Raw genomic sequence first — 26,099 nt, 5'->3', positions numbered from 1 at the left:
GGGGCCGTGAGTGGCCCGCCCGGCCTTTGCCTTCGAACCCGGCGCACCGGCGACCGCCGGGTTTCATCGCGGCATGCGCGGGAAACCTCTTCCCTCGCGGACAGGTGCCGTGTCACGGCATCAATAGGCGCTTGCGTTCTCATTTATATCTAGTATTCTTGATATATGGATAAAAATACCGCGCTTGAGGCCTTCGCGGCCCTGTCACAGGAAACCCGGCTCGACGTATTGCGCCTGCTCATCCGCGCCGGCGGCGAAGGGATGCTGGCCGGAGACATCGCAGTTGCCCTCGATGTGCGGCAGAACACGATGTCGACCAATCTTGCCGTGCTGCATCGCTCCGGGCTTGTGCGCAACGAGCGACAAGGCAGGGCGGTGCGCTATTTCGCCGATATGGCGGGCCTGCGCTCGTTGCTTGTCTTCCTGATGGAGGATTGCTGCGGCGGTGCGCCGGACCTCTGCCGGCCGGTGCTTGATGCCCTCGTTTGCGATTGTTGAGGAGAAGTCCGATGGATGGAAAGACCTATAATGTGCTGTTCCTGTGCACCGGCAATTCGGCGCGCTCGATCATGGCCGAAGCGATCATGAACCGGGTCGACGGCTTTCGTGCCTTCTCCGCCGGTTCCCAGCCCAAGGGCGCGCCGCATCCCATGACGCTAGACCTGTTGCGCGGCCTTGATATCGACACCTCCTTCGCCCGTTCCAAGAGCTGGGAGGAGTTCGGGGCCGAGGGCGCTCCGGAGCTCGATTTCGTTTTCACCGTTTGCGACGACGCGGCGGGCGAAGCCTGTCCCGTGTGGCCCGGCCAGCCGATGACGGCGCATTGGGGCGTGCCCGATCCGGCCGCCGTCGAGGGCAGCGAAGCGGAGCGTCGTCTTGCCTTCTCCGAAGCCTACCGGATGCTGAATGCCCGTATCACCGCCTTTGCCAGCCTGCCGCTTGCCAGCATCGACTCGCTCTCCCTGCAGGGGCGTCTTGACGACATCGGCCACAAGGACAGGCAGGAGAGCGCCTGATGGCTGTTGTCATTCACCACAATCCCGACTGCGGTACCTCGCGCAACGTGCTGGAGATGATCCGCGCCGCGGGCGAGGAGCCGGTCGTGATCGAATACCTGCAGACCGGCTGGACGCGGCCTCAGCTTCTGGCGCTCTTCGCCGGGGCCGGGCTGACGCCGCGCGAGGCGCTGCGTGTTTCCAAGTCGCCGGCGGAAGAGCTCGGCCTGACCGATCCTTCGGTGGATGACGAAACGATCCTTGCCGCGATGCTGGAACATCCGGTTCTCGTCAACCGGCCGATCGTGGTGACGGTGAAGGGCATCCGCCTTTGCCGTCCGTCCGAGACGGTTCTTGAGATCCTTCCCGCCCCGTTGGCGGACGCCTTCGTCAAGGAAGACGGAGAAATCGTCCCTGCGGCCGGTGGAGCATCGTGACCTTGCGCGCGGATCCCCTTGCCGAACTGCCGAACATCGACGGCACCCAGATGCAGCCGGTCGACCCGGGCCTTTATGCCGCAAGCGACGATCCCGGCCACGCGCCGCGCATCCTGCTGCTTTACGGCTCGCTCAGGGCGCGCTCGTTTTCCAGGTTGGTGGCCGAGGAGGCGCAGCGGCTGCTGGCCTGGCACGGTTGCGAGGCACGGCTTTTCGACCCGCGCGGATTGCCGCTTGTCGATGCCGAGCCCGTCGATCATCCCAAGGTGCGCGAATTGCGCGAGGCGGCGATGTGGTCGGAGGGAATGATCTGGGTCTCTCCGGAGCGCCACGGGGCGATGACCGGCATCATGAAGACGCAGATCGACTGGCTGCCCTTGTCGCTTGGAGGCGTGCGCCCCACCCAGGGCAAGACGCTTGCCGTGATGCAGGTCTGCGGCGGATCGCAGAGCTTCAACGCGGTCAACCAGTTGCGCATTCTCGGCCGCTGGATGCGGATGGTGACCATCCCCAACCAGTCGTCGGTGGCGCGCGCCTTCGCCGAGTTCGGCGAGGACGACCGCATGAAGCCGTCCTCCTACTACAACCGCATCGTCGATGTGGTGGAGGAACTGGTGAAGTTCACCTGGATGGTGCGTGGCCGCGCCGGGCCGCTGGTCGACCGTTATTCGGAGCGGGTCGAAACCACCGCCCAGACCTCCGCCCGGGTCAACCAGCGCTCGATCTGAACCCCTGCCGCTGCCATGTCGCGGGCGTGCCGGAGCGCGCCGTTTTGCGCCTGTGTCCGCCCCGTGAAAATCGGCTAGTCTCCTCAACGGGTTCACATGGAGGCGACGGCGGGCATGCCTGCCCTGGCTATGGTATCAACGGGCATGATCGACAAGCTGGAAATGTTCATCGCGCTGGTCCGCGAGCGTCACTTCGGACGCGCTGCGGAGAGCATCGGCATCACGCAGCCGACATTGTCCTCCGCCATCCGGCAGCTGGAGGACCAGCTCAACGTGCAACTCGTGCATCGCGGATCGCGGTTCCAGGGACTGACGCCGGAGGGCGAGCGGGTGCATGCGCTGGCGCTCAGGATCGTCGGCGACATGCGGGCCCTGCGCGAGGAGATGCGGGCGGTGCGCTCCGATCTTGAGGGGACGCTGCGCATCGGCGTCGTGCCGACGGCGCTGCCGATGGTGGCCGACCTCGTGTCGCCCTATGCCGCGCGCCATCCCGGCGTGCGCTTCCAGATCCTGTCGCGGACATCGGCCGAGATCCTCGAGCAGATCGACCGGCTCGATCTCGATGCGGGCATCACCTATCTCGATAGCGACGCGCTGCGTCGGCGCACGCGCTTCCCGCTCTACGAGGAGCGCTATTGCCTGCTCGTCTCCGTATCGGACCCGCTTTCGGCGCGCGAGACCGTCAGCTGGCAGGAGGTTGGCGGCGAGCAGCTTTGCCTGCTGACACCCGACATGCAGAACCGCGCCATCGTCGACCGGCATCTGGCTGCTGCCGGCATCACCGCGCGGGCGCGGGTGGAGTCCAATTCCATCATCGCCCTTGCCGCCCATGTGATGACCGGCAAATGGGCCTCCGTGGTGCCGGAAAAGCTTGGCGCGATGTTCGTGTCCGGCGGGCTGCTGGCGGCCGTGCCGATCCGGGGTGACGATGTGGAAGGCTCCCAGACGATCGCCATCGTGGTGGCGCAGCGCGAACCGCTGACCCCGCTGCTCTCGGCACTTGTCGACATAGCCGGCGGCCGGCGCGGTTGACGGCGCGCGGCTTCCGTCGGAACACGGGCTGAACAGTTCTTGATAGAAATCCGATCAATATCGACAAGTTTTGCGTTCGATATTTTCGAGATTTATCGCTTCCGCGCGCTCCACCGGGTGGTTTGACGACCGCGCCGTCCTTCCTTGCATCTTCCTCGCGCCGTACGTTTCGCCGTACCTCCTGCCTTGCCCCCTCCGCCTGCCTTTCCCGACCGCTGTCGTAGGGGCAGCCGGTTTTCGATAACATACCGACTGGTGGGTATTGACATCATGCCCACCGGTTGGTATCCATTTCGCATACTGACCGGTATGGAGGTTGTCGCCGCAAGACGCTATTGCAAGCGGATGACAGTTTCACCGGCGACAGGAGAGGATCCGGAGAGATGGCAAGGGGCACGACAGCGATCGGGACGGGCGTGGCCAAAGGCTCTGGCGACGGGGCGGCCGCGACTGCGGGTGCGGCGGCGAAGGCCGAGGAGCGGCACCGCTCCAAAACCCGGCTGCTGGAGGCGGCGCTGAGCGTCATCCGCACGAAGGGCTACACCGCGACCCGTGTCGAGGATGTCTGCGAGGCGGCGGGCCTGACCAAGGGCAGCTTCTTCCACCATTTCAAGAGCAAGGAGGAATTGGCGGTGGCCGCGGCCGACTACTGGTCGCAAACGACGGACGCCTTCTTTGCCACCGCGTCCTACCACGCCCCGTCCGACCCGCTGGAGCGGCTGCTGGCCTATATCGACTTCCGCAAGGAGATCCTGGTCGGCGAGGTGCCGGAATTCACCTGCCTTGTCGGAACAATGGTGCAGGAGGTCTACGAGACGGTTCCCGCGATCCGCGATGCCTGCGACCGCTCGATCTCCGGCCACGCAGCCGAACTGGAAAAGGACATCGCCAAGGCCAAGGCGCTTTACGCACCGGACGCGACATGGACGCCGGAAAGCCTGGCCCTGCACACCCAGGCGGTGATCCAGGGCAGCTTCATCCTGGCCAAGGCGCGCATGGGCGCGCAGGTGGCGGCGCAGTCGCTCGACCATCTGCGCGCCTATGTCGAAATGCTTTTCGCGCAATCGAAAAAGGGAGACTGACCATGCGCAGGATCACGGCAACCGTCTTCCTGACGCTCGACGGCGTCATGCAGGCACCGGGCGGACCGGAGGAGGACCAGGAGGGAGGCTTTGCCCATGGCGGCTGGAGCGTGCCGCACTGGACGGACGCGATGATGGCGGAAATCAACCGGCGCTTCGCCGAACCGCTCGAGTTGCTGCTCGGCCGGCGTACCTACGAGATTTTCGCCGCCCACTGGCCGCATGCCGGCGACGATGTGTTGGCGCTCAAGATCAACACGGTCACCAAATACGTGGCGACCTCGCGTCCCGAGGGGCTCGACTGGCAGAACAGCGTGAGCCTCGGCGAGGATGCGGCCTGTGCACTGAAGCCTGTGCTCGCAAGCGAGGGACCGGACCTGCTGCTGCAGGGCAGCAGCGTGCTGGCGCAGACGCTGCTTGCCCAGGACATGATCGACGAATTGAGCCTGTGGACCTTTCCGGTCTCCACGGGAAGCGGCAAGCGCTTCTTCGGCAGCGGGGCAATGCCGGCAAGCTTCCGGCTGGTCGAGGTGTCGCGGTCCGAAAGCGGCGTGCTGATGACGACCTACCGGCGCGCCGGCGAGATTGTGACCGGATCCTTCGCGATCGATCCGCCAAGCGCGGCGGAACTGGCGCGGCGGCAGGTCCACGCGGCCGGCGGCTGAGGCCGAACCCGGGCAAAGCCCGCAAGAAGAGCCCGTAAACGGGACATCCAGACACGAACCTATTGCCAGACGCCGGGGCGGGTGCGCCGCCGGCAACGGGAGAGCCGTGTCCGGCATCAGGCCGGCGGCATCCCGTTTCACCAAGGAGGAGTGAGAGATGAACACGCATGTGAACCCGAGCGTCGACCGGGCGGCGGAGGCCGAGATCCGGGCATTGGTCGTCGAGTGGTCGGCGGCACTGGAAGCCCGCGACACGGAAAGGCTGACGGCCGCCTATACGGATGAGACCGTGCTTTATGACGCGATCCCGCCGTGGCGCACCGTCGGCCGCGCCGCGATCAAGGCTGCCTGGGACGCCTGCATGCCGCATCTGCCGGAGCGCTTCACGTCCCGGCATGATGAGCTTGAGGTCAAGGTTTTCGGCGACGTGGCGCTGGTCCACGGGCTGCACAGGATGATGCCGGAGGACGGCGAGCATCCGTGCGGCATGACCCATATCCGCGTCACCTCGGTGTTCCGCCGGGTGAACGGGCGCTGGCAGGTGGACCACGAGCACGTGTCGGTGCCCTTCGATCCGATGACCGGCCAGGTCGCCGCGATCACCGAAATCTGACGTCGGCCGAAAGTCCCGACCGGAACCGGCGGGACGGAGAAACGAGGAGAGAGACAATGACAAGTGTGATCGAAAAGGCAGCCAGCCAGGGCGTCCACAGCCTCAGCCCGCATCTGGTCTGCGCGGGTGCCGCGGATGCGATCGAGTTCTACAAGAACGCCTTCGGCGCGGAGGAACTGATGCGGCTTGCCGGCGCGGACGGGCGCATCATGCATGGCTGCGTGCGCATCAACGGTTCGTCGGTGATGCTCGTCGACGAGGCGCCCGACTGGGGCCTGTCCGGTCCGAAGGCGCTGGGTGGCACGCCGGTGACCCTGCACCTGGTCGTGGAGGATGCGGATGCGGCTGCCGCGCGCGCCGTCGAGGCGGGCGCGACGCTGGTCATGCCGGTCGCCGACATGTTCTGGGGCGACCGCTACGGTCTCGTCGAGGATCCGTTCGGTCATCGGTGGTCGGTCTCCACGCCGGTGCGCGAGATGAGCGCCGAGGAGATCCAGATGGCGGCGAAGGACGCCATGTGCGGGGAGGCGGCCGCGCCCGCGTGACACCTCAAAGGCTTGAGGCGCCGAGGGGCGGGCGGAATGCGGCCCGCCCTTAGGGCGTCCTGTTTTTATTTTTCTCAACTGCCTTGTTTTGACCATGCTTGCGGTCTATATGTCTCTCATCGATCTTGCATGTCGAACTTTGTTCCTGGCGCCAACCGCGCCTTCGGCGATCTTCCTCTATCAAAATCGATCTGAACCGTTCGCCGCGTTCCATGCGCGGTGAGCACCTATCCGTTCGCGATTCGAAAAGGAAATCGTCATGAACACTGGTACCGTCAAGTTCTTCAATTCGGCCAAGGGCTTCGGCTTCATCGAGCAGGGCAATGGCCAGCCGGACGTCTTCGTCCACATCTCCGCTGTCGAGCGCGCTGGCATGCACAGCCTCGTCGAAGGCCAGAAGGTCAGCTTCGAGATCGTCAAGGACAGCCGCAGCGGCAAGAGCGCTGCCGAGAACCTTCAGGACGCATAAGGCGCAAGCCGCGTTCATGAAATCGCGCTTCTGATACCTGACCACGGATGTACTGGCAGGGATCATTGAGGCGCAGGAGAAGGCCGGGTTCGCCCGGCCTTTTTGCGTTTTGTCGCTGCCCGGCCTGACCCATGTCAGGCGGCAAGCGCCTCGGCATCACTGCCGGCCGGCAGGCGCAGCGGACAGCCCGGATCGGTGACAGCGCGCCAGATGGCGCGAACCACATCCTCGGACCGGGTAGGTTCTTCCGAGGCACTTTCCATGAACGCGCTCATGACCTTCTCGATGAAAGGCTTGTAGGCCTCCGGCGTCTCTTTCGCTTCCGCCATCGAGGCTCTCGCGTTGCTGCCGAAGCTCGTCGAGGGGGCCCGTCCCGGCAGGACCAGTGCGGTGCGGATGCCAAGTGGCGCGAGTTCGAGAGCCAGGCATTCTGTATAGGCATTCACGGCAGCCTTGCTGGCCGTGTAGACCTGCAGCAGCGGCAGCGGTTTCAGCGTGACGCTGGACGAGACGTTGACAATGACACCCGCGCCCCTTGCCCGCATTTGCGGCAGCACGGCGCGGATCATCTCGAACGTGCCGAATGTGTTGGTCTCGAAGATCCGCCGGACGGTATCTTCCGAGGCGCTTTCGAAGGCGGACAGCCAGCCGACCCCGGCATTGTTGACCAGCGCATCGATCTCGCCGGCGGCTTCCACGGCGCGGGCGATGCTCCGGGTGTCGGTCACGTCCAGCGGCAGGACACGCAAACGCTCCGAGGCGGGCAGCAGCGTCTCATCGGGCTTGCGCATGGTGGCAAGGACGGACCAGCCCCGGTCGAGGAAGTGGCGCGCGGTTTCAAGACCGAAGCCCGAGGAACATCCTGTGATCATCACGGTCGTCATGGAGAAGTCTCCTGTTGTTGGACGGCTTTGATATCGACCGGATGAACCGGATGTTCTATGGACTGAAGTCCTTTTCTGTTTATCGAAAGTCCGAAATGGCTGATCCGCTCTCAGAAGTCATCTCGCTTTTGCGACCGCAGGCGCCCCGTTCGAAGCTCGCCGAGGCGTCGGGGCCCTTCCGTGTGCGACGGGATGACGTCGACGAGGTGTTCTATTGCATGGTGCTGGCCGGGAGGCTTCGTCTGCAGGTGGATGGCAGGCCGCCGCTGGATCTTTGTGCCGGTGACTTTGTCCTTGTTCCCGCTGTCGCTGCCTTCACGGTTTCAAGCCTCGATCCGCCTCCGCCGCCGGGCCTCGTCAGCCGTCCCGTTGCCGGTGAGGACGGCATTGTCCGAATCGGGGCTTCCCCGGGCCGCGCCGAGGTCGTGCAACTGATCGGGCATTGCAGTTTTGCGAGCCCCGATGCCGGGCTTCTGGTCTCGCTTCTGCCGGACATGGTTGTGGTGCGCGGCGAAGGCCGCCTGGCCACCCTGGCCGCACTGGTGCGGGACGAGGCGCGCGCGGATCGCCCGGCGCGGGATGTGGTCGTGGAGCACCTTCTGCAGGTCCTGCTGATCGAGGCTTTTCGTTCATCCACCGGCTCCGAAGCGCCTTCTGGACTGCTCGGCGGCCTGACCGATGCTCGCGTCGGGCCGGCGTTGCGGGCATTGCATGCCGCGCCCGGCCATGGCTGGACCGTGCCCGACCTGGCGAAGCAGGCAGGGCTGTCCCGCTCGGCCTTCTTCACGCGCTTCAACCGGATCGTTGGCGTCGCGCCAATGGGTTACCTGCTGAACTGGCGGATGACACTGGCAAAACACATGCTACGCGCGGGGTCTCATGGGATCGCCGAAATCTCGGACAGGATCGGTTACGGCTCCGTCAGTGCATTCAGCACCGCGTTTACGCGTCATGTCGGATGCCCTCCGGCGCGTTTTGCAAAGACCCTGGCTGCCGCGGAGTGAGCGGAGGCAGGTGCCGGAGGGCGGAGGGTGCAGCAGCTGCTTACCGCCAACCAGTCCTCTCGTGCGACAGGGCCTTGATGACGCCGCGCAGTTCCGCAAGGCCGCGCATGCGGCCGATCAGCGGGTAGCCGGGATGGGTGTCGCGGCCAAGGTCCGACAACAGCGCGTGGCCGTGGTCGGGGCGGTAGGGGATTTCCGCATCACGCCGGCCCTCCCTCTCGCGGCGGCGCTCCTCCGCCAGCAGCACGGCGGCAAGCGCCACCATGTCCGTGTCGCCGGAAAGATGCGCGGCCTCCTCGAAGCTGCCGTCCGGGTCTTTCCTCACATTGCGCAAGTGGGCGAAATGGATGCGGTCCGCGAAGCGGGCGGCGATCGCCGGCACGTCGTTGGCCGGATTGGCGCCGAGCGAGCCGGAACACAGCGTCAGGCCGTTCTCCAGCACCGGCAGGCAGTCGAGGATCCAGGCGATGTCGTCTTCGTCCGAGACGATGCGCGGCAGGCCGAGAATGTCGCGCGGCGGGTCGTCCGGATGGACGCAGAGCCGCATGCCGAGTTCCTGGGCGACCGGTATCACCTCCTTCAGGAAGCGGGCGTAATTGGCGCGGAGCGCGTCGGCGTCGATGCCCTCGTAGCGGATCAGTTCCCGGCGCAGGGCCGGGATGTCGTAGCGGTCATAGGCACCGGGCAGTCCCGCCATGATGGCATGGGTCAGCCGTGCACGGGCGGCCTCGTCCGAGGCCTCGAACCAGGCTTTGGCACGGGCGCGCAGCTCCGGCGGGTGGTCGTCCTCGGCACCTTCGCGCTCCAGCATGAAGAGATCGAGCGCGCAGATATGGACGGCCTCGAAGCGCAGGCAGGTGCCGCCGCCCGCAACCGGGCTTTCAAGCTCGGTACGGGTCCAGTCGAGCAGCGGCATGAAATTATAGCAGATGGTGGTGATGCCCTCGGCGGCCAGATTGGCGAGCGACTGGCGATAGCTGGCAAAAAGCGCGGAAAGATCGCCCTCGCCGCGCTTGATCCGCTCGTGCACGGGCAGGCTTTCCACCACGGTCCAGGCAAGGTCGGGATGAGAGGAAGAGACCAGGCCCTTGCGCGCCGCGATCGCCTCGCGCGTCCAGACCTCGCCATAGGGTACCTCGTGCAGGGCGGTGACGATGCCGGTGGCGCCTGTCTGCGCGATCTCGTCGAGCCCGATGCGGTCGAGCGGTCCGTACCAGCGCCAGCTTTCAAGCATGGGAGACCTCGGCCATGTGGCGCGCGCCGTGACGGCCAAGCCCGGCATGGGCCTCTACCAGGGACGTGCGGAAGGTTTCGTCTGCGGCAAGGGAGGCCGGGAAGATCTCCCTGAAGGAGAGAAGGGCTGCGACCTTGGTCGCGCTGTCGGGCGCGCCGTCCAGCGCGGCGCGCAGGCGGGGGCCGAGCGGATCGCGCACGTCGATGGGTTTGCCGAAAAGGTCCGTGCCGCCGACATAGGTCATCCAGGCGGCGACGGCGAGGATGAGGCCGGACATCGGCCGGCCGGCCGCAAGCCCTTCGGCGAGCTGGGACAGGATGCGCTGCGGCAGTTTCTGCGAGCCGTCCATGGCGATCTGCCAGGTGCGGTGCCGGATCGCCGGGTTTGCGTAGCGGGTCTTCAGCGCGGTGGTGTAGGCGGCAAGGTCGGTGCCGGGCGGCGGAGTGAGCCCGGGAACAATCTCGTCGGTCCAGACCCTGTCGGCGAAGCGTGAGAAGGCGGGGTCGGCGATCGTGTCGGCGATGGTCTCGTGGCCGGCGAGATAGCCGAGATAGGCAAGCGCCGAATGGGTTCCGTTGAGGCAGCGCAGCTTCATCAGTTCATACGGGGCGACATCGGCGACGAGTTCGACCCCGGCCGTGGCAAGGTCGGGTCGGGCGTTGCCGACGAAATCGTCCTCCACCACCCATTGGCGGAACGGTTCGTGCAGCACCGGGCTCTCGTCGCGCCGGCCGATGATCTCGGCGACGCGGTCGAGATCTTCCGGTGTCGTTGCCGGGACGATGCGGTCGACCATGGTGGAGGGGAAGCGGGCTTCCGCTGCGATCCATTCGGCAAGGGCCGGCTCGACAAGTCCGGCGAGTTCCAGCACGACGCCCTTCACCAGATGGCCGTTGTCGGGAAGGTTGTCGCAGGTCAGCACGGTAAAGGGCGGGATACCGGCCGCGCGGCGGCGGGCGAGCGCGGCAACGAGAAAGCCGATGGCCGAGACCGGGCGGTCCGGGTCGGCGAGATCGGCGAGGATGTCCGGATGGGCGCGGTCGAGCCGCCCGGTTGCCGGCTGGTGGCAATACCCCTTCTCGGTGACGGTCAGCGTGACGATCTTCACGCCCGCGGCGGCCATCAGCGCGACGACTGCTTCCGGATCTTCCGGCGCCACCAGCACATCGGTCAGCACTTCGACGGTGCGGGCGGTGCGGCATTCGGGGTGGAGCTCGAGCGCGGTATAGGCAAAGCCCTGGGGGGCGAGCCGGTCGCGCTGGTCGGGGCGCTTCAGGGACACGCCGGCAATGCCCCAATCGCCGCCCGAGGCGGCCATCGCCTGGGCGATGTAGAGGGCGCCATGAGCGCGGAAGAAGGCGCCAAGGCCGAGATGGACGATGCCGGTTGCGGGGCGGGGTGCGGGCGACCTGGACAGGCGGAGCAGATCAGCGGGCAAGCCAGCCTCCGTCGACCGGGATCACCGCGCCGTGGATGTAGCGGGCGGCGGGGGAGGCGAGGAAGACGGCGGTGCCGGCGATGTCCTGCGGATCGCCCCAGCGGCCGGCGGGAATGCGCTCCAGGATGGCGGTGTTGCGGGCCGTGTCCTCGCGCAGTGCCTCGGTGTTGGCGGTGGCGATGTAGCCGGGCGCGATGGCGTTGACGTTGATGTTCTTCGCCGCCCACTCGTTCGCGAGGATCTTGGTGACGCCGGCAACGCCGTGCTTGGCGGCGGTGTAGGAGGGCACGCGGATGCCGCCCTGGAAGGAGAGCAGCGAGGCGATGTTGACGATGGAGCCACCTTCGTCCCTGGCGAAAAGCTCGCGGCCGAAGGCCTGGGCGGTGAAGAACAGCGCCTTCAGGTTGGTGTCCATCACCGCGTCCCAGTCGGCCTCGGTGAAGTCGGCGCTGTCGGCGCGGCGGATGATGCCGGCATTGTTGACGAGGATGGTGTAGCCGGCGCCTGCGAAAGTATCGCGCGCGGCCATCGGGTCGGCGAAGTCGAGGATCAGGCTGCCGGCCGATCCGCCGGCAGCGGCGATGGCGGCCACCGTTTCGTCCGAGGCGCGGCGGCCGGCACAGGTGACGCTGGCGCCGGCAGCGGCGAGCGCCACCGCGATAGCCTGGCCGATGCCGGCATTGGCGCCGGTGACCAGCGCCTTGCGTCCGGCAAGCGAGAAGGGGGCGGCGGGCTGTGCGGCGGTCATTTCATCTCCGCCATGCTGACGAAGTCCATGTCGGTGTAGTCGACATTGTCGCCGGCCATCGCCCAGATGAACGTGTAGGAGCCGGTTCCCGCGCCCGAATGGATCGACCAGGGCGGCGACAGCGCGCCCTCCTCGTTGGCGACAACGAGATGGCGGGTCTCCTGCGGCTCACCCATCAGGTGCAGCACGCGCTGTTCGTCCGACATGTCGAAATAGAGATAGGCCTCCATCCGCCGGTCATGGACATGGGCGGGCATGGTGTTCCAGACCGAGCCGTCCTCAAGCGTGGTGTAGCCGAGCACGAGCTGGCAGCTTTCCATCACCAGCGGATGGACGAACTGGTTGATGGTGCGCTTGTTGGAGGTCTCGACGGCGCCGAGCTTGACGCAGTTGGCCTCGGTCAGGCGGATCAGCCGCGCCGGCAGGGCGCGATGCGCCGGGGCGGAGGTGATGTAGAAGCGGCCCGCGCCGGAGAAGCTGACCGCGCCAGTGCCCATGCCCAGATAGAGCACGTCGCCGCGCTCCAGCGTCCAGCTTTCGGTCCCGGCCGAAACCTTGCCGGTCTCGCCGATGTTGACGATGGCCATCTCGCGCCGTTCCAGGAAGGTCGCGGTGCGGGTCTCCTCGACCTTGTCGAGGACGAGGGTTCCGGCACCGGGCACGGCGCCGCCCATGACGAAGCGGTCATAGTGGGTGTAGACGAGGCGGATCTCGCCCTCGCGGAACAGGTCGCCGACATGGAAGTGGCGGCGCAACTCGTCCGTTCCCATGGTCTTTGCATGGTCCTGGTGGATGGCGTGGCGGGTTTCAACGCTCAGCATGGCGGATCCTCGAAACGGGGTGGGTGCGGCCTGCGGGGCTGCCGGCCGCGAAACGGGTGCGCGAACGATCAGAGAAAATCGTCGCGGCGCGGGGTGAAGCCGTCGACCAGACGGCCACCCTCCAGGCAGCGGCAGCCATGCACCGCGCCGGAGGGAATGACGAAACTGTCGCCCGGACCGACCTCGAACTCCTCGCCGGCAAGCGAGAAGACGAAGCGGCCGCTCTCGACATAGGTCGACTGGATGTGCGGGTGGTTGTGCAGTTTCCCTTGGGCGCCGGCCTCGAAATCGAAGGCGACGACCATCAGCTGCGGGCTGTCGGAAAGGACCTGCCGGATGACGCCAGGGTCGGCGGTGACGGCGGGAAAGGTCTGGAGGGCCGGCATGGCGAAGGCTCCCGGATCAGCGGAACAGGGCCGGCAGCCACAGCGACAGACCCGGCACATAGGTGACGAGCAGCAGCGTGCCGACGGCGGCGAAATAGAACGGCCAGATGGTGCGTACGGCCTGCCAGACAGTGATGCGGCCGACGGCGCAGCCGACGAAGAGGACCGCGCCGACCGGCGGCGTGCACAGGCCGATGCCCAGGTTGAGGATCAGGATGACGCCGAAATGGACCGGATCGACGCCGAAGGCCTGGGCAACGGGCAGGAAGATCGGCGTGGTGATGACGATCAGCGGCGACATGTCCATGAAGGTGCCGAGCAGCAGCAGCAGCACATTGATCAAGAGCAGGACGACGATCGGGTTCTGCGAGACGTCCTGCATGAAGGCGACAAGAGCCGTCGGCACCTTGAGATAGGCGAGCAGCCAGCCGAAGGCGGCGGCGCAACCGATGACGAGCAGTACCATGGCGGTGGTGCGCACGGCTGCCGTCGTGGCGGCGACGAAGCCGGTCCAGCTCATCGTGCGATAGGCAATCGCCGTGACGAAGAGCGCGTAGACGACGGCGATGCAGGAGCTTTCCGACGCGGTGAAGACGCCGGAGCGGACGCCGCCGAAGATGATGGCGATCAAAAGGATGCCGGGAATGGCGTTGACGAAGAGATAGCCGATCGCGCCCCAGCCCTGGAACTTGTCGATCGGGTATCCGCGCTTCCTGGCCACGTGCCAGGCGGCAACCATCAGGGCGAGCGCCAGCAGCAGGCCCGGGATGATGCCGGCGGTGAACAGATCGGCGATCGAGATGCGCCCGCCGGCAGAGATCGAATAGATGATCATGTTGTGCGAGGGCGGCAGCATCAACGCGATGATCGAGGAGACGACGGTGACGTTGACGCCGTAGTCGACATCGTAGCCGCGCTCCTTCATCTGCGGGATCATCAGCCCGCCAATGGCCGAGGCGTCGGCTGCCGCCGAGCCGGAAATGCCACCGAAGAGGACCGAGGCGGTGATATTGACCTGGCCGAGACCGCCGCGCAGGTGACCGACAAGGGCGCCGGCCAGAGCCACCAGGCGCCGGGCGATGTCGCCGCGCACCATCAGTTCGCCGGCGAAGATGAAGAAGGGGATCGCCATCAGCGCGAAGACCGAGACGCCCGAGTTCAGCCGCTGGAAGACGACGACGGGGGGCAGCTCCAGATAGAGGATGGTGGCGAAGGAGGCGACGCCCAGGCAGAAGGCAACGGGCGTGCCGATCAAGAGCAGGAAGGTGAAGGTTCCAAAGAGGATCCAGAGCTCCATAGAGGTCAATCCTCCAGTTCGGTTTCGCCGAAGCGGGCGGTCGGCAGGCCGGCGGCCCGGCGCGCCAGGCGCTCCAGCGAGAACAGCACGACGAGCACGCCGCCGGCGACGAGGGGCAGGAAGTCGAAGGCACCCGAGATGCCGAGCGAGGGCAGCTTGTTGGCGGCGGTCTTTTCGGCAAGCTGGGCCCCGTACCAGATCATGCCGAAGCCGAAGGCGACGACGACCACGTCGGAGACCGAGTGCAGCATCAGCTTGACGCGGTCGGGCAGGACATAGAGCAGCACGTCGAAGGACAGGTGATAGCCTTCGCGGATGCCGACGGCGGCGCCGAGGAAGATGAACCAGCCCATGATCATCACCGAGGCGGGCTCGGTCCATGACTGGCTGTCGTTGAGCACGTAGCGGAAGAACACCTGCACGGCGATGAAGGCGGTCATCAGCACCAGCCCGGTGCCCGAAAGCCACAGGGCGATCCGGGCCATGACGGCGGTGGTTCGGGCAATGCCCTTCAGTGTGTCCTGCAAGATCCCGTCCTCCCGGCGTGAAACGGCCCGCGGCGGTGGTTCCGCCGCGGGCCCTTGCCTACAAGCAGGTTATTTCGTCGCCTGGATGCGCGCGACCATGTCCTTCAGCTTGTCGGAGGTCACGTATTTCTCGTAGACCGGCTTCATCGCCTCGATGAAGGGCGTCTTGTCGATGTCGGTGATGATCTCGACGCCGGCCTCGCGGACCTTGGCCTCGGACGCGGCCTCGCGCTCGGCCCACAGCTTGCGCATGTGCGGGACGGAGTCCTTGGCCGCCTGGCGGACGATGGCCTGGTCCTCTGCCGAGAGCTTCTCCCAGGACTTCTTCGACATGACGAGGACTTCCGGCACGATCAGATGCTGATCGAGCGTGTAGTACTTGGCGACCTCGAAATGGCCGGAGCTCTCGAATGAGGGCCAGTTGTTCTCGGCACCGTCGATGACGCCGGTCTGGATCGAGGAATAGACCTCGCCATAGGGCATCGGCGTGGCGTTGGCGCCAAGGGCGCTGACCATGTCGACGAACAGGTCCGACTGCATGACGCGGAACTTCATGCCGGAAAGGTCGCCCATCGAGGCGATCGGCTTCTGGCTGTTGTAGAAGGAGCGCGAGCCGCCGTCATAGAAGGCGAGACCGATCAGGTCGTGGTCGGCGAAGGCGGCAAGGATCTCCTCGCCGACGGGGCCGTCCATGACCTTGTGCATGTGCTCGACCGAGCGGAAGATATAGGGCAGCGAGGGGATCTGTGTCTCCTCGATGATGTTGTTGAACGGCCCGAGCGAGACGCGGTTCATGTCGATGACGCCGAACTGGGTCTGTTCGATCGTGTCCTTTTCCTGGCCGAGCTGGGCGGAGTGGAACACCTCGATGCCGAGACGGCCGTTGGTGCGCTCCTCGAGCAGCTTGCCCATGTGCTTGACGGCCTCCACCGTCGGATAGCCGTCCGGGTGGGTGTCGGACGACCGCAGCACCATGTCCGCGGCCTGCGCCGAAAGCGCGGATGCCGCCAGCAGCGTGACCGCCGCCGTCAGGTTCTTCCAATGTTTCATGCTCGTTCCTCCCTTGAGCAGTGACAACCGGGTCAGAGCTTGTAGGCGGCCTTGACCAGGGTATAGGTGAGGTCGCGGGCGACCTCGTATGCCTCGCTTTCGCCAAGCCGTCCCGAGACGACGAGGCTGGCGAGGAAAGCGGCATCGACCCGCCGCGCCACGTCATGGCGGGCGGGGATGGAGCAGAAGGCGCGGGTGTCGTCGTTGAAGCCGACCGTATTGTAGAAGCCGGCGGTCTCCGTCGCCATCTCGCGGAAACGACGCATGCCTTCCGGGCTGTCGTGGAACCACCAGGGCGGACCGAGGCGCAGCGCGGGATAGACGCCGGCAAGCGGCGCCAGTTCGCGGGCATAGGATGTCTCGTCCAGCGTGAAGAGGATGATCGTCAGGCCCGGTTCCAGACCAACCGCGCCGAGCAGCGGCCTCAGCGCGTGCACATAGTCGGTGCGGGTGGGGATGTCGAAGCCCTTGTCGCGACCGTGACGGGCCATGATCCGGTCCGAATGGTTGCGGAAAGCGCCGGGATGGATCTGCATGACAAGCCCGTCGTCGAGGCTCATTCGGGCCATCTCCGTCAGCATGTGAGCGCGGAAGCGGTCTGCTTCCTCCGCGTCGCAGCGACCGGCAAGTGCCTTGTCGAAAAGCGCGGCGGCGGCCGTCTGCGACAGGTTCTCGGTGCGTGCGTTCGGCACGCCGTGATCGGTCGAGGTGGCGCCGTGGGCCTTGAAGAACCCGCGCCGCGTCCGGTGCGCGGCGAGATAGCCGGTCCAGCCGGTCGCATCCTCGCCGGTCAGTTCGCCGAGACGGGCGACATTGTCGGCAAACCCCTCGAACTGCGGATCGATGACGGCATCGGGACGATAGGCGGTGACGACCCGGCCGGCCCAGTCGCCATCGCGGATGGCGCGATGATGGTCGAGCGGATCGAGAGCCTGCTCCGTGGTGGCGATAACCTCGATGTTGAACCGTTCGAACAGCGCGCGCGGGCGGAACCCGGGGCGGGCGAGGCAGTCGGCGATGTGGTCGTAGCTGGCATCGGCCGTCGCCGCCGAAAGCGGCTCGTCGATGCCGAAAACGTCCTGGAAGGCGTGGTTGATCCACATTGCCGAGGGGGTGCCGCGGAACAGGTGGAAGTTCCCGGCGAAGAGGCGCCAGATCCGGCGCGGGTCCTGTTCGGTGTCACCGCCGTCGACGCGCGGGACGCCGAGATCGGTCAGCGAGATCCCTTGCGAGCAAAGCATGCGGAAGACGTAGTGGTCGGGCACGACGAAGAGGCGCGCGGGGTCGGGAAAAGGCTCGTTCAGCGCGAACCAGGCCGGATCGGTGTGGCCGTGGGGACTGACGATCGGCAGGTCGCGGATCGAGCCGTAGAGCGCACGGGCAAGGCCGCGCGTCCGCTCATCCGCCGGAAACAGCCGGTCATCGTCCAGTAGCGGCATTCCAGTCCTCCCGGAAAGTGTCGCCGAGGCCACCTTCTTTTTGGGTGGCGATCAAGCTAGTAATCTAATATGTTAGTCTGCAAGTTGAGTCAACGCCCTCCCGGCCGGCTACGACGAATTGTCAAACCGGTGGCCAGTCTGTAGGACGAGGCGTCCGCGAAGGAGGCGGGGAGGCGATGCCTCGGCTCCCGTTCCCGGCATTGGGCCGGGGGCACGGCGGACACGGGCGGAACCCGCCACACAAGACGGGGCCGCGCCACAGGGAGAGACAGGCGGATGACGGAACAGATCAAGCTTCGGGCGCTCGACATGTCGCGCGTGCCGTCCGTGACCGATCTCGTCTTCGCCGAGCTCTACAACCGGGTTGTCGACCTCGACCTTCTGCCCGGCACCAAGCTGTCGGAGGCGGAGGTTGCCAAGCGCATGGGGGTCAGCCGGCAGCCGGTGCGCGATGCCTTCTACCGCCTGTCGCAGCAGGGGTTCGTCTCGATCCGTCCGCAACGGGCGACCGTGGTGACGCCGATCTCCATCGAGGCGGTGCATCGGGCACGCTTCATCCGCACCGCGCTGGAGCTTGAGACGGTGCGTGCGGCGATGGCAAAGATGGCGGCGAGCGACATTGCGGAACTCGAGGTGCTGTTGGGCAAGCAGAAGAAAGCGGTCGACCGTGACGACCGTTCCGGCTTCCACGCGCTCGACGATGCCTTTCACAACCGGATTTGCGAGATCGCCGGCCATGGCCATGTCTGGGCGCTGATCCGCGATCACAAGGCGCATATGGACCGGGTGCGCTACCTGTCGCTGCAAAACGGCGCGCAGCTGGCGCTGGACGACCACATCGAGATCCTCGATGCGCTGCGATCAGGCGACGAGGAGGCCGCGATCATGCGCATGCGGGCGCATCTGGGGCGCATCGCCGGGATCATCGAGGAGATCCGGGCGGCGCATTCGGAGTATTTCGATCCGGACGAGAGCTGAGGCGCGGTCCCCTCTGCTGTGGACAGACGTGCCAAATGCAGTCAGATTGCACCACTTTCCGAAGGTTGCATATTACGGGAAACAGCAATGGTCGACAAAGCGGGCGCGCGGCACGGTTCGGTGGTGTCCGAGGCACTGCGGTCCCTGAGGGCAGCGCTTGCGGGCACCGGCGGCCTCAGCCTCCTGATCAACCTGCTGATGCTGACCGGTCCCTTGTTCATGCTGCAGGTCTATGACCGGGTGCTGGCGAGCGGGTCCGTGCCGACGCTGGTCGTGCTCGGCGGACTGACGGCGGTGCTCTTCATCTTCTTCGGCCTGCTCGAAACGCTGCGCGGCCGCATTCTCTCCCGCCTCGGGCAAAGGGTCGATGCAAGGCTGTCGGCCATCGCCTACCGGGTGTCGAACCGCCTGCCGCTGATGCTCGGCCAGCGCGGCGAGGCGGTGCGCCCCGTCCAGGACCTCGACGCGCTGCGTCATTTCCTGTCGGGGGCCGGGCCGTCGGCGATCTTCGACCTGCCCTGGATGCCGGTCTATCTGGCCATCGTCTACCTGTTCCATCCCGTGCTCGGCTATGTGGCGGTTGCCGGCGCGCTGGTGATCTGCGCGCTGATCGCCCTCAACGAGGCCTTCTCGCGCGGGCCCGCGGCGGAAGCGGCGCGCGAAGGCGCACTCAGGGCCGCCCATGTGGAGACAGGCCGGCGCAATGCCGAGGCGGTGCGCGCCATGGGCATGGGGGAGGCGCTGAAGTCGCGCTGGGAGGAGGCCAACGACCGCTTCCTGGTCAAGCAGCGGATCGCGACCGACCGGATGACGCTGTTCGGCTCGACGATCAAGGCATTTCGGTTCCTGCTTCAATCGACAATTCTCGGTGTCGGTGCCTGGATTGCCATTGGCCAGGAGATCACGCCGGGCGTGATGATCGCCGCCTCGATCCTGACCTCGCGGGCGCTGGCGCCGGTCGAGCAGGCCGTCGGCCACTGGCGCGGCTTCGTCACCGCGCGGCAGGGGCTTGCCCGCCTGCGCCAGACGCTTGGCGACGAGACGCTGGCGGAACCGCGCCTGGCCCTGCCGCTGCCGGAGAAGAGCCTGAAGCTGGAGCAGGTCTTCTGCGCGCCGGTCGGCCTGCGCGAACCGCTGGTTCACGGGGTGAGTTTTGCGCTCAATGCAGGCGACGGGCTCGGCATCATCGGTCCGTCCGGCTCCGGCAAGTCGACGCTGGCGCGGGCCATTGTCGGCGTGGTGCCGGCGATGCGCGGGGCGATCCGGCTGGACGGGGCCGAGCTTTCCCAATGGCCGGACGAGCGAATTGCCCGTTTCATCGGTTATCTGCCGCAGGACATCCAGCTCTTCGAGGGCACGATCGCGGAAAACATCGCCCGCTTTGATCCGCAGGCCCGTGACGAGGACGTGATCGCCGCCGCACAGCTGGCCCAGGTGCACGAGATGATCGTCGGGTTGCCGGACGGCTACAACATGCCGATCGGGGGTGCCGGGCTGACCCTTTCGGGCGGCCAGCGCCAGCGCATCGCGCTTGCCCGGGCGCTCTACCGCAATCCCTTCCTCGTGGTGCTCGACGAGCCGAATTCCAATCTCGACGCGGAGGGCGAGGCGGCACTGACCCAGGCGGTCGCGGCGTTGCGCGAGAAAGGCTCGATCGTCATTGTCATCGCCCACCGGCCGAGCGCGATCGCCGCGGTCGACACGATCCTGCTGCTGCAGGAGGGGCGTGTCGCTGCTCTCGGCCCGAAAGCCGAGATCCTGAAGAAGATCATCGCCCCGGCGCGGCAGCAGGGAGTGGCATGATGGTCGCCCGTGAAGCAGCGTCCGAGGCGACCAGCGACCGCATGCTGACGCGCAGCATTCGCCGGCATCTCCTGATGGCGCTGGTGCTTGCCTTCCTGCTCGTCGGCGGCGTCGGGGCCTGGGCGGCATTGACGGAGATTTCCGGCGCCGTGGTGGCGAGCGGCACGGTGGTGGTGGAAAGCAATGTCAAGGACGTGCAGCACCGCGAGGGCGGCATCGTCAAGGAAGTGCTCGTGCGCGACGGCGACAGCGTCGCGGCCGGCGACCTGCTGGTGCGCCTTGATGACACGGTGACGCGCGCCAACCTGGCGGTGATCACCCGCCAGCTCGTCGAGCTCGGCGCGCGCCAGGCGCGGCTGGTCGCCGAGCAGACCGGCGAGGAGGAGGCGGATTTTTCGACCGGCGGCTATGACGGGCCGGGCCGGGCGGAGATCGAGGAGAGCCAGCAGGCGCTGTTCGCGGCACGGCGCAGCACGCTTGCCGGCCGCAAGCAGCAGCTCGGCGAGCAGATCGTCCAGTTCGAGCGCCAGATCGAGGGGTTCGCCGCGCAGCGCGACGGCAAGAGCGACGAGATCCGGCTGATCGAGGACGAGTTGCGCGATCTGGAAGACCTGCTTGCCAAGAAGCTGATCGCCCGCAACCGGGTGACGGCGCTGCGTCGCGACCGGGCGCGGCTGGTCGGCGAGCGCGGCGGCTACATCGCGCAGATCGCGCAGGCGCGCGAGGCGATGAGCGAACGGCGCATCCAGGTGCTGCAGCTCGACGACGAGCGTCGCGCCGAGGTGCTGCAGGAGCTACAGGAGGTGCGGGCCCGCATCGCGCAGCTGGAGGAGCAGAAGATCGCCGCCGAGGACCAGCTCAGCCGCATCGAGATCCGGGCGCCGCGCGGCGGCTATGTGCACCAGCTCGCCGTCCACACGATCGGCGGTGTCGTGGCGCCGGGCGAGACGGTGATGCGCGTCGTCCCGCAGACCGACCAGCTGGTCATCGAGGCGCGGGTCCCGCCGGTCAGCATCGACCAGATCGGCGCCGGGCAGAAGGCGCGGGTCCGATTTCCGAGCTTCGACCAGCGGGTGACACCCGAGGTGCTGGCGCATCTGGCCAGCATCGCGCCCGATCTCAGCCGGGACGAACGTACGGGCACGGACTACTACACCGCCCGGTTGACCATCGACGAGGGCGAGCTTGCCAAGCTCGACGGCAAGGCCCTCCTGCCCGGCATGCCGGTGGAGGTCTTCGTCGAGACCCAGGAGCGCACCGTGCTCTCCTATCTGGTCAAGCCGCTCGGCGACCAGATCGCGCATGCGATGCGCGAGCGCTGAGGGACGCCCTTCTACGGCTTTCGTGAAAGCGGCTCAGGTCACGCGGCCGCGTGCGGCAATGGCGATCTCCCCGATCGTGCCGTCGGACTTCTTCAGGAAGGCCGTGTCGAAGAGGTTGGACACCACGCAGACATGGTTCGGCACGATGCGGACGCGGTCGCCGACCGCAAGGCTGCCGGCGGGCACCTCGATGGTGCCGTGTTCCTCGCTGAGTGCGACGATCCTTGCCTGCGGGTGGCCGATGACGGTGCCATGGCCGGTCAGGCCGAGAAGGTCCGAGGACAGCGCCTTGGACCCGGCATCGACAATGGCACGGGTCGGCGTCGGCAGGCTGACCACGGTCGCCTCGACGACAAGGGCGCAGTCCTCAAGCGCGCAGGCGCCGCGCTCGACCAGCGAGCGGTCATTGTAGATATAGGTTCCGGCGCGGTACTCGGTAACAACGCTCTTTTCGCCGCCCGGCCCGCCGGCCGCCCACATGTCCGGCGAGCCGCCCGACGAGATTTCCGGGCAGGCGATGCCGCGCTCGGCAAGCGCCGCGAGCGCTGCGCCCATGAAGCGCTCGACATCGGCCGCCCCGCCGGGGGCCGGGTAGGTCATCAGTCCGGCGAAGACAAGGCCGGCAGCGGCGTCGATCCGGGCGGCCAGCACAGTGGCCTCTTCCGGCGTCTGCACGCCGCAGCGCCCGGCGCCGGTGTCGCACTCGACCATGACATGAAGCTTCGCGGGCCCATTGGCGAACGTGGCGGCGAGACCGTCAACGGTGACCGCGCTGTCGGCGGTGACGGCAAGGCGCGCGATTCGGCCGGCCAGCGCCTTCAGCCGGGCAAGCTTGGCCGGCCCCAGGATGTTGAAGGTGATGAGGATGTCGTCGAGGCCGGCATCGGCCATGACTTCCGCCTCGCCGATCTTCTGGCAGGTGATCCCCTTGGCGCCGGCCTCGATCTGGGCCCTGGCGAAGAGCGGCAGCTTGTGCGTCTTGATATGCGGGCGCGACTTGACGCCATGGCCGTCGAGATGGGCCTGGAAGCGGGCGATGTTGCGCCGGGCGACGGCCTCGTCGATGACGATGGCGGGCGTTTCGGCGATGAGGCTTTCGGGCGCATCAGCGCGCATGGAGGCGTTCCTGTCCGGTTGTCGCGGCGTGCGGGTCCTCGACGCGCGGCCAGATGGCCCGGGTGAGGTTCCTGTAGTCGTTCTTCGCCGGATCGCTGGGGTAGGGCCCGTCGACTGCCGCATAGAGAATGTCGGAGGCGATCCGCGAGAAGGCATCGTGGAAGTGATTGGTCGACTTCACAACCAGGATTTTCTTCGAAAGCGGGTCGATCCCCATGTTGGAAAAGGCATCGGGGCTGAAGATCTGCGAGCGCACGGTGTTGAGCACCACCTTGATGCCGGCGACGCGGATGGTGACGGAATCGCCGAGCGGCACGACGCTGGTGCCGAAGCTCTGCACCGCGTCGCGCACGACCTTTTCCACGCTCACCTTTGCATCGATCGGCTCGCCGGCGGCCGCCGACATCTTGCCGCCGAAGCGCAAGGGCAACTGCGCGCCCTCGCCGGCGGAAATGCAGGTGCGCACGGCGATCGGATCCCAGATCGAGGCAAGCGCCGCATCTGCGACGCCGCGCGCCATCATCTCGCGCAGGACGATGGTGGAATCGCCGGGCACGCCGCCGCCGGGATTGTCCCACACGTCGGCGATGACGACAGGTGCGCCACCTCCGTTGGCGGTGAGGCCCGCCGCCACGTCAAGGGCGGCCGCGGGGGTGAGAAACTCGGGCCGCGTCCGGCCGCGGAAGGAGTAGAGCTCCATGCCGAGGCGTTCCGCCAGCCGGTCTCCGGCGGGCGCATCGTCATCGGTGACGACGACGATCCGGGAACCGAGATCGGGCACGTCGGCGGCCATGAAGCCGTGAATGGTGGAGACGGAGAGGATGCCGCCGCGTCCCTCAAGCGCCTTCATCCGGTCGACGAAGCCGCGCATCGGTTCGCGACTGGTCGGCAGCACCTCGATCATGCGGCAGTCGAAGACGGAGATGCGCGGGCGGACCTCTCCGGTCGAGGCGCGATGGACGAGATCGACGAGGCTTTCCGCCGCGATGACGAAGTCGGTGTGCGGGAATTCCTTGAAGACAACGACGATGTCGGCATTGCCGGTGCGTTTCGCGCTGAGGTGGCTGTGCGGGTCGAAGGTGACGCCGATGACGGCGTGCGGGCCGACGATGCGGCGCACGGCCTCGATGATCTCGCCTTCGCAGTCGAGGCAGTTTTCCGCCACCATCGCGCCGTGCAGGCCGAGGAGGACGATGTCGAGCGGCATGGCCGCGCGTACCTCGTCGAGCAACTGGTCCCTCAGGAACTCCCAGGTGCGGCCGTTGACGATGCCGCCGGGCTCGGCCCATGTGGCGGTGCCCTCGATCACCTCCCAGCCGTACTGGCGGGCGCGTTCGCGGGCGACGGGAAAGACGGCGCTGCACAGGGTCGGCGTCGGCGGATGGGCGCCGGGAGGGGCGTAGAAGCTGTCCTTGAAGTCCTGCAGGTCGGTGCGAAGCGGCGAGAAGGTGTTGGTCTCGGTCGCAAGCGATCCGACGAAGACACGTTTAGGCACGGCCATCAGGCGGCCTCCCCGAGAAGCTGGCCGGCATGGTGGCAGGCGGTGGATTGTCCCTCGCCCATGTCCGCAATTTCCGGCCGGGTGGTGCGGCAGATATCGGTGGCGAAGGGGCAGCGGGGATGGAAGGCGCAGCCTGGAGGCGGCGCGGCCGCATTGCCCGGCTCGCCGAGGTCGGTCACGGGCTGGCGTCCGGGGCGGATGCGCGGGATCGAGGCGAGCAGCAGGCGCGTGTAGGGATGCGCCGGTCGGTTGAACAGGACGGATTTCGGCGCCGTCTCGACGATGCGCCCGAGATACATGACGGCGACGCGATCCGAAATGTGCCGCACGACGCCGAGGTCGTGCGAGATGAACAGCATCGAGATGCCGCTTTCGCGCTGCAGGTCCTTGATCAGGTTGAGCACCTGCGCCTGGATCGAGACGTCGAGCGCGGAGACCGCCTCGTCGGCGATGACGAGGCGCGGCTCGACGATCATCACCCGCGCGATTCCGATGCGCTGGCGCTGGCCGCCGGAGAACTCGTGCGGGTGGCGGTGCATCACCTTCGGATCGAGGCCGACCTTGGAAAGCGTGTCGGCGATGCGGGCGCGGATCGCTTCGCGCCCCTTCGCCAGCCCGTGGATGCGGACGGGCTCGGCCAGGGTCTGCTCGATGGTGAGACGCGGATTGAGCGAGGCGAAGGGATCCTGGAAGATCATCTGGATGTCGCGGCGCAGCGGCCGGAAGGCGGAGGGCGACAGGGGCAGGATGTCGCGCCCGTCAAGAAGCGCCTCGCCGGCGGTCGCCGGTTCCAGCTTCGTCAGGGTGCGCCCGACCGTCGACTTGCCGCAGCCGCTCTCGCCGACAATGCCGAGCACCTCGCCCTTCGCAAGGTCGAAGGAGACGCCGTCGACGGCCTTCAGCACGCGCGCCTTGCCGCCGAACAGGCCGGCCTTGCGCAGGGAGAAATGGGTCTTCAGGTCGCGGACCCGAAGGAGGGGCGTTGCGGTGTCGCTCATGCGTCCTGCTCCAGCGGGTAGTGACAGCGGGCAAGATGGGAGGGGCTGATCACGTCGAGGCCCGGCACGACCTCGTTGCAGCCGCGGCCGGCGCGGAAGCAGCGCGGATGGAAGGCGCAACCGGCGAGCGTCTCGTCCAGCATCGGCACGCGGCCGGGAATGGCGGTGAGCCGCTCGACGTCCTCGTCGGCCTCGGGGATCGAGTCCAGCAAGCCGCGCGTGTAGGGATGGCGCATCGAGCCGAACAGGTCGGCGGCGGTGGCGGTTTCCACGCAGCGTCCGCTATACATGACGGCGATGCGGTTGCAGGTCTCGGCGATGATGCCGAGGTCGTGCGAGATCAGCATCACGCCCATGCCGGTCTCCTTCTGAAGGTCGACGATGAGCCTGAGGATCTGCGCCTGGACCGTGACGTCGAGCGCCGTTGTCGGCTCGTCGGCGATCAAAAGGCGCGGCGATCCGGCGAGCGCCATGGCGATCATCACGCGCTGGCGCTGGCCGCCGGAGAGCTGGTGCGGGTAGCTGTCGAGGCGGCCCGCGGGATCGGGGATGCGCACCATGGTGAGCAGTTCCAGCGCCCGCTCCCGCGCCGCCCGTTTCGACATCCGCCTGTGCTCGCGGACCGTCTCGACGATCTGGTCGCCGATCCGGTAGACCGGGTTGAGCGAGGTCATCGGCTCCTGGAAGATCATCGACATCTCGTTGCCCATGATCGCCCGCCGCTCGCGTGCCGGCAGGCGCAGGAGGTCGCGACCCTGGAACAGGATCTCGCCGGAAAGCACGCGCACCGGCGTTCCTTCCAGCAGGCCCATGATGGCGAGCGAGGTCAGGCTCTTGCCGCAGCCGCTCTCGCCGACGATGCCGAGCGTCTCGCCCGCGTCGAGCGTCAGCGAGAGATCCTTGACCACCGTCAGCAGTCCTTCGCCGGTGGCGACGGCCAGCGTCAGGCCGCGCATGTCGAGCAGTCTTTCAGCCTTGCTTGTCATC

General features: G+C 66.9%; 28 protein-coding genes. 14 read left to right on the top strand and 14 right to left on the bottom strand.

What is annotated here, in order from left to right; all coding sequences use genetic code 11:
• The first annotated feature begins 165 nt into the window (after positions 1-165).
• The 10 genes from ACQY46_RS22250 (at position 166) to ACQY46_RS22205 (ending at position 6,566) form a co-directional block, all read left to right on the top strand.
• A complete protein-coding gene (locus ACQY46_RS22250) occupies positions 166-498 on the top strand; it encodes an ArsR/SmtB family transcription factor (RefSeq protein ID WP_428698139.1) in 333 nt (110 codons plus the stop codon).
• A gap of 11 nt (positions 499-509) precedes the next feature.
• Positions 510-1,016, top strand: coding sequence for an arsenate reductase ArsC (locus ACQY46_RS22245; RefSeq protein WP_428698138.1), 507 nt, complete (start codon positions 510-512; stop codon positions 1,014-1,016).
• A complete protein-coding gene (gene arsC, locus ACQY46_RS22240; RefSeq protein WP_428698137.1) occupies positions 1,016-1,432 on the top strand; it encodes an arsenate reductase (glutaredoxin) in 417 nt (138 codons plus the stop codon). The genes ACQY46_RS22245 and arsC overlap by 1 nt, the downstream gene beginning before the upstream one ends.
• 50 nt (positions 1,433-1,482) lie before the next feature.
• Positions 1,483-2,160, top strand: coding sequence for an arsenical resistance protein ArsH (gene arsH, locus ACQY46_RS22235; protein ID WP_428700551.1), 678 nt, complete (start codon positions 1,483-1,485; stop codon positions 2,158-2,160).
• 144 nt (positions 2,161-2,304) lie between these two features.
• Positions 2,305-3,192: a LysR family transcriptional regulator gene (locus tag ACQY46_RS22230; RefSeq protein WP_428698136.1), complete on the top strand. Its 888-nt coding sequence runs from the start codon at positions 2,305-2,307 to the stop codon at positions 3,190-3,192.
• 383 nt (positions 3,193-3,575) lie between these two features.
• The gene (locus ACQY46_RS22225; RefSeq protein ID WP_428698135.1) at positions 3,576-4,274 is read left to right on the top strand and encodes a TetR/AcrR family transcriptional regulator; all 699 of its coding nucleotides are present in this window, start codon (positions 3,576-3,578) and stop codon (positions 4,272-4,274) included.
• A 2-nt stretch (positions 4,275-4,276) separates the two neighbouring features.
• Positions 4,277-4,939, top strand: a complete 663-nt coding sequence (locus ACQY46_RS22220; protein ID WP_428698134.1) for a dihydrofolate reductase family protein — start codon at positions 4,277-4,279, stop codon at positions 4,937-4,939.
• Between the two features lie 157 nt (positions 4,940-5,096).
• A complete protein-coding gene (locus ACQY46_RS22215; protein ID WP_428698133.1) occupies positions 5,097-5,552 on the top strand; it encodes a YybH family protein in 456 nt (151 codons plus the stop codon).
• A 56-nt stretch (positions 5,553-5,608) separates the two neighbouring features.
• On the top strand, positions 5,609-6,097 hold the full coding sequence (locus ACQY46_RS22210) for a VOC family protein (protein ID WP_428698132.1): 489 nt from the start codon (positions 5,609-5,611) through the stop codon (positions 6,095-6,097).
• A 259-nt stretch (positions 6,098-6,356) separates the two neighbouring features.
• Complete coding sequence (locus ACQY46_RS22205; RefSeq protein WP_306029541.1) at positions 6,357-6,566, top strand: cold-shock protein; 210 nt, start codon at positions 6,357-6,359, stop codon at positions 6,564-6,566.
• A gap of 134 nt (positions 6,567-6,700) precedes the next feature.
• On the opposite strand, the gene ACQY46_RS22200 is transcribed toward ACQY46_RS22205, so the two are convergent.
• Positions 6,701-7,450: an SDR family oxidoreductase gene (locus ACQY46_RS22200; RefSeq protein WP_428698131.1), complete on the bottom strand. Its 750-nt coding sequence runs from the start codon at positions 7,448-7,450 to the stop codon at positions 6,701-6,703.
• Between the two features lie 14 nt (positions 7,451-7,464).
• On the opposite strand from ACQY46_RS22200, the gene ACQY46_RS22195 reads away from it, so the two are divergent.
• Positions 7,465-8,454: an AraC family transcriptional regulator gene (locus ACQY46_RS22195; RefSeq protein ID WP_428698130.1), complete on the top strand. Its 990-nt coding sequence runs from the start codon at positions 7,465-7,467 to the stop codon at positions 8,452-8,454.
• A gap of 40 nt (positions 8,455-8,494) precedes the next feature.
• Here the strand turns inward: ACQY46_RS22195 and uxuA are convergent, their stop codons facing one another.
• The 9 genes from uxuA to uxaC form a co-directional block, all read right to left on the bottom strand.
• Positions 8,495-9,688, bottom strand: coding sequence for a mannonate dehydratase (gene uxuA / locus ACQY46_RS22190; protein WP_428698129.1), 1,194 nt, complete (start codon positions 9,686-9,688; stop codon positions 8,495-8,497).
• Positions 9,681-11,126, bottom strand: a complete 1,446-nt coding sequence (locus ACQY46_RS22185) for a mannitol dehydrogenase family protein (RefSeq protein WP_428698128.1) — start codon at positions 11,124-11,126, stop codon at positions 9,681-9,683. The genes uxuA and ACQY46_RS22185 overlap by 8 nt, the downstream gene beginning before the upstream one ends.
• Positions 11,116-11,874: a 2-dehydro-3-deoxy-D-gluconate 5-dehydrogenase KduD gene (kduD, locus tag ACQY46_RS22180; protein WP_428698127.1), complete on the bottom strand. Its 759-nt coding sequence runs from the start codon at positions 11,872-11,874 to the stop codon at positions 11,116-11,118. The genes ACQY46_RS22185 and kduD overlap by 11 nt, the downstream gene beginning before the upstream one ends.
• Positions 11,871-12,695, bottom strand: a complete 825-nt coding sequence (gene kduI, locus ACQY46_RS22175; protein WP_428698126.1) for a 5-dehydro-4-deoxy-D-glucuronate isomerase — start codon at positions 12,693-12,695, stop codon at positions 11,871-11,873. The genes kduD and kduI overlap by 4 nt, the downstream gene beginning before the upstream one ends.
• Before the next feature lie 68 nt (positions 12,696-12,763).
• A complete protein-coding gene (locus ACQY46_RS22170; RefSeq protein WP_428698125.1) occupies positions 12,764-13,081 on the bottom strand; it encodes a cupin domain-containing protein in 318 nt (105 codons plus the stop codon).
• 16 nt (positions 13,082-13,097) lie between these two features.
• Positions 13,098-14,378 carry a TRAP transporter large permease gene (locus ACQY46_RS22165; protein ID WP_428698124.1) on the bottom strand — a complete coding sequence of 427 codons (1,281 nt, stop codon included), beginning with the start codon at positions 14,376-14,378 and terminating at the stop codon, positions 13,098-13,100.
• Between the two features lie 5 nt (positions 14,379-14,383).
• The gene (locus ACQY46_RS22160) at positions 14,384-14,863 is read right to left on the bottom strand and encodes a TRAP transporter small permease (protein WP_428700550.1); all 480 of its coding nucleotides are present in this window, start codon (positions 14,861-14,863) and stop codon (positions 14,384-14,386) included.
• A gap of 111 nt (positions 14,864-14,974) precedes the next feature.
• Positions 14,975-15,955 (bottom strand): TRAP transporter substrate-binding protein, encoded by a 981-nt coding sequence (locus ACQY46_RS22155; RefSeq protein ID WP_428698123.1) that lies wholly within the window; start codon positions 15,953-15,955, stop codon positions 14,975-14,977.
• Positions 15,956-15,987: 32 nt separating this feature from the next.
• A complete protein-coding gene (gene uxaC / locus ACQY46_RS22150; protein WP_428698122.1) occupies positions 15,988-17,394 on the bottom strand; it encodes a glucuronate isomerase in 1,407 nt (468 codons plus the stop codon).
• 276 nt (positions 17,395-17,670) lie between these two features.
• Here uxaC and ACQY46_RS22145 point away from each other — a divergent pair, with 276 nt between their 5' ends.
• From ACQY46_RS22145 to ACQY46_RS22135, 3 genes are all read left to right on the top strand, one after another.
• Positions 17,671-18,372, top strand: coding sequence for a GntR family transcriptional regulator (locus ACQY46_RS22145; protein WP_428698121.1), 702 nt, complete (start codon positions 17,671-17,673; stop codon positions 18,370-18,372).
• A gap of 87 nt (positions 18,373-18,459) precedes the next feature.
• Entirely contained in the window at positions 18,460-20,175 is a 1,716-nt protein-coding gene (locus tag ACQY46_RS22140; RefSeq protein WP_428698120.1) for a type I secretion system permease/ATPase, read from the top strand.
• Positions 20,172-21,497, top strand: coding sequence for an HlyD family type I secretion periplasmic adaptor subunit (locus ACQY46_RS22135; protein WP_428698119.1), 1,326 nt, complete (start codon positions 20,172-20,174; stop codon positions 21,495-21,497). Before ACQY46_RS22140 ends, ACQY46_RS22135 begins: the two co-directional genes overlap by 4 nt.
• Positions 21,498-21,530: 33 nt before the next feature.
• Here the strand turns inward: ACQY46_RS22135 and ACQY46_RS22130 are convergent, their stop codons facing one another.
• Genes ACQY46_RS22130 through ACQY46_RS22115 form a run of 4 tightly spaced genes read right to left on the bottom strand, consistent with a single transcriptional unit; the run spans position 21,531 to position 26,098 of the window.
• Positions 21,531-22,613 carry a D-TA family PLP-dependent enzyme gene (locus ACQY46_RS22130; protein WP_428698118.1) on the bottom strand — a complete coding sequence of 361 codons (1,083 nt, stop codon included), beginning with the start codon at positions 22,611-22,613 and terminating at the stop codon, positions 21,531-21,533.
• Complete coding sequence (locus tag ACQY46_RS22125; protein ID WP_428698117.1) at positions 22,603-24,114, bottom strand: M81 family metallopeptidase; 1,512 nt, start codon at positions 24,112-24,114, stop codon at positions 22,603-22,605. Before ACQY46_RS22125 ends, ACQY46_RS22130 begins: the two co-directional genes overlap by 11 nt.
• Positions 24,114-25,112 (bottom strand): ABC transporter ATP-binding protein, encoded by a 999-nt coding sequence (locus ACQY46_RS22120; RefSeq protein WP_428698116.1) that lies wholly within the window; start codon positions 25,110-25,112, stop codon positions 24,114-24,116. Before ACQY46_RS22120 ends, ACQY46_RS22125 begins: the two co-directional genes overlap by 1 nt.
• On the bottom strand, positions 25,109-26,098 hold the full coding sequence (locus tag ACQY46_RS22115) for an ABC transporter ATP-binding protein (RefSeq protein ID WP_428698115.1): 990 nt from the start codon (positions 26,096-26,098) through the stop codon (positions 25,109-25,111). Before ACQY46_RS22115 ends, ACQY46_RS22120 begins: the two co-directional genes overlap by 4 nt.
• Position 26,099: the final 1 nt, after the last annotated feature.

It is taken from the genome of Stappia sp. (genome assembly GCF_965276915.1).
Taxonomy (GTDB): Bacteria; Pseudomonadota; Alphaproteobacteria; order Rhizobiales; family Stappiaceae; genus Stappia.
Note: the sequence above shows the minus strand (reverse complement) of the source record. Positions and strands in the feature narration are given on the sequence as shown.